Source organism: Psychrobacter sp. AOP31-B2-9, from assembly GCF_052378005.1.
In the GTDB taxonomy this organism is placed as follows: Bacteria; Pseudomonadota; Gammaproteobacteria; order Pseudomonadales; family Moraxellaceae; genus Psychrobacter.
In genome coordinates, this window is the sequence record NZ_JBQSXG010000222.1 from 1 (window position 1) to 3,013 (window position 3,013).

3 protein-coding genes are annotated in these 3,013 nt (G+C 39.5%); all 3 read right to left on the bottom strand.

The window, feature by feature from the left end; translation table 11 throughout:
- Positions 1 to 64: 64 nt before the first annotated feature.
- The 3 genes from ACT3SX_RS14550 to ACT3SX_RS14560 all read right to left on the bottom strand — a co-directional run bounded on the left by ACT3SX_RS14550 (position 65) and on the right by ACT3SX_RS14560 (position 2,943).
- Entirely contained in the window at positions 65 to 1,354 is a 1,290-nt protein-coding gene (locus ACT3SX_RS14550; RefSeq protein WP_442070141.1) for a DUF2931 family protein, read from the bottom strand.
- A gap of 123 nt (positions 1,355 to 1,477) precedes the next feature.
- Positions 1,478 to 2,710 carry a T6SS phospholipase effector Tle1-like catalytic domain-containing protein gene (locus tag ACT3SX_RS14555; protein WP_442070143.1) on the bottom strand — a complete coding sequence of 411 codons (1,233 nt, stop codon included), beginning with the start codon at positions 2,708 to 2,710 and terminating at the stop codon, positions 1,478 to 1,480.
- Positions 2,710 to 2,943: a hypothetical protein gene (locus ACT3SX_RS14560; RefSeq protein WP_442070145.1), complete on the bottom strand. Its 234-nt coding sequence runs from the start codon at positions 2,941 to 2,943 to the stop codon at positions 2,710 to 2,712. The genes ACT3SX_RS14555 and ACT3SX_RS14560 overlap by 1 nt, the downstream gene beginning before the upstream one ends.
- Positions 2,944 to 3,013: the final 70 nt, after the last annotated feature.

The following is a 3,013-nucleotide window of genomic DNA, read 5'->3' on the forward strand; positions in this document are numbered from 1 at the left end:
ATTCTAAATGGTAGGTTGTATTGGGTAGGGGCTTGCCTGTGTCTGCTCTTGGTTAATTACAAGCTCAATCCATATCTACAAAAGCAGGATCGCTTAGATCTTTTGCTTTAGGTTCAGTAATGAATTGCGGATAACCTTTTTTAGCGTAGTACAATCCGTCATAAGGATCTATTGGCGCACGAGAGAACTGATAAGCACCTTCTATAGGTATTTTGTGATTACCTTTTTGTAAATAGACGCTTTCTAATACTAAGTCTTCGTCAAATTTTATCTTTAGTGTTGCAAACTCATCAGAATTTGCAGACTGACTATTCGTTACAAGGGAGCGATTGGGATATAACTCTTTAAAGTGTTTGAAGAAGCGGTTTAGATTAGGATCTTGGTAGTAAGGCTGATAAGAGGCAGTGCTAGTACCGCGAGCTGACCATTGTGGTCTAGGATATAGATGCACTTCAACCTCAGTACGCTCGCCTGACTCTTGATCAGTCGCCCATGTTCTAATCTTAGTAGGTACAGCTTTGAGTGCGCTATTGTATTTATCAAACTGATCATCAAGTACCGCAAAGCGCTCGGTATTAGCAAATTCAGCATAGTATTCGCCATTCCATTCTTGACTATCTATACTTACAGATAGATTCCAAGGATATTTGGTTTGCATTTGCTTATACCAGTCGGAAGATATCGTCCAGTCACCTGATTGCCATTTTTTGTATCCTTCTGGATGGTTCTTTTTAAATTCTGTAGCGTAGTGCTCTTTCCCCGTTCTTTTAGTGTGCAAATAAGCATCATAGCTCATATAAAGCATTTCATCGCCACTCGATACAGGAGGGCCCTCTAATGTTTTTAGATCAGGCTCGATAGGTGTGGCTTGGAAAGAAGCAATCTCTTTACGTCCTGGCCAGCCTGTGAGAAATACAATGACCCAGCCGTCAGGCGCAAAGGCTAGCTCAATACCATAGTAGTTAGCACTGTCTGGATCAGGTTTTTCACGACTATCTTCTACCCTTTTGCTCGTGCTGGTCATCAGCGCATAGATCTGATCAGTGGGCAGCACATGCTCGCCTTGATAGTATTGATTGGTTATATCATCAATATAAGTAACACGAACCTTATCAGGTAGTGGCTGCTCAAATGGATTTCCCCCTAACGGCGTACTGCCATAACCCCAAATACCGATATCTCCATCAAGTGATCGTAACCAAGTGCCATCATTTAAATAAAAGCTGGTGCTGTAGCTGCGAATTTTATCCGATTTTTGTGTGCTTATCATATTGATAAAGTTATCTTGTTTATACAAGGTATATCTAGCATTTGATATTTTAGCGCCCCATTCGATTACTTTATCATCTCTCATTTGTTTTTCCTTATATGCCCACGCAAATGTCATGGATAAAAGCGCAAATATAATAATGGCTATAATCTTTGTTGTGGTCGACCAGTTACGTATCATTGGGCACTCTCGCTAAATATCATTAAGTTAACCATCAATTGGTTGTCTCCATGGAATACCGCTTTTGAGTCTAACTTCAAAGCCTATTGCGTTTTGTGCAGACCAATGAATATAATTATGTCTTAACGCTTTAGTTGCCGCATTTTCTGGTAGCGTCTTTGTGATGCGTCTGCCTCTTTTTGCACCATTTTTCCACGGGTCTGCATTAATAACGTCGCTAGGCAGATTGGTCATTAGTGTTTTAACAGCACCTGTAACTTCATTGTAATAGTTAGATAAACCTTTTTCACCTGTTGAAAATTCTAACTTACCATATTTGATTGACATTCTTGCCATCATTTGCAATGAGACTTTATGTATATCATTTTTGATACCTGTACGGGTAAAGATATGGTTGAATTGGCCTCTACCCATTGATTGTGAGTTAAGCTCATCCTTATTTGAGGTATAAAAATTCTTATCCACTAACCAGTTTTTTTCCTGATTACTTAAAGTTGAGTATCTCTCACTGGTTAAATTATTGTAAGCACCGCCAACATCGGCGTGAGCACCATTTATGGTTACCTCGTACCCAAAGCCACTACGGATAGCTGAGTTAATGTTAGTCACTGAAAAGTTTAATCGATATTCATCAGCTGCTATAATATGAAAGACTTTAGTAAACGCTTTATCGGTAGTGCTAAGGTCTCTAAAATCTAACTTTAACTCTTCTACATCATTATTAAAATTTGCACCAACAGAAGAGACCGTATCAAATATTCCGACAAATTTAAAAAGTATTTTAGTGCGTGGAAGCTGCCAGTTTGGGAATGGCTTAACACTTGATTTAGCTAAATGGACAAAATGACGGGCAGTAGCCGCCCCACGACTAAAGCCAAAAACATTAATGTGAATTATGGAAGGTGCGTTTCCCACTGCTTCCTCTATTGCATCAAAAGCTTGTTCAGCCCGCTGAGCGACACCTGTAACACCAACACCCGTAGCATAACCTGCTACTTCATCGTTAGTGTCACCTCTACGAGTTCCAATACCTTCTATATATACCCAAAATTGTCCGTTATTTTCATTTCTATAGCTAAATAAATGAGCTATATTAGAATAAGCATTGGCATAACTACTGGTGTCAGAATGCTCGTTTTCATCGTATACATCAGTATTAAACATATTATTCTTAGTGCCATCAAAGAATACATTCACTGTTTTGATGTCTACTTCTTTTGGCACAAAAGAGTCTTTGGTCTGATTAGTGGGATTAGCCATTACTCACCATCCTCATCAAAATTTTCGCTAAATGTGAGATCAACTTTTCTATGTCCCGTACCAATACGAATAGTCTCACCTTTTTCATTGGTAACCCCGCGATACACCTTACCCTCATCGGTCTCAATTTTATAGGCAAACCCTTCTACAGGATTACCTAAAGTATCTTTGACGATATACATTTCGTTATAAGGGTCTTCAGGTGGTGTATAGTGACACCTAGCCCCGCCCACCAGTGAACCGCCCCGACTATATCGGAGACTTGATTGCTTGAGTCAGGCAGCTTTGTCTGACTCAATAAAA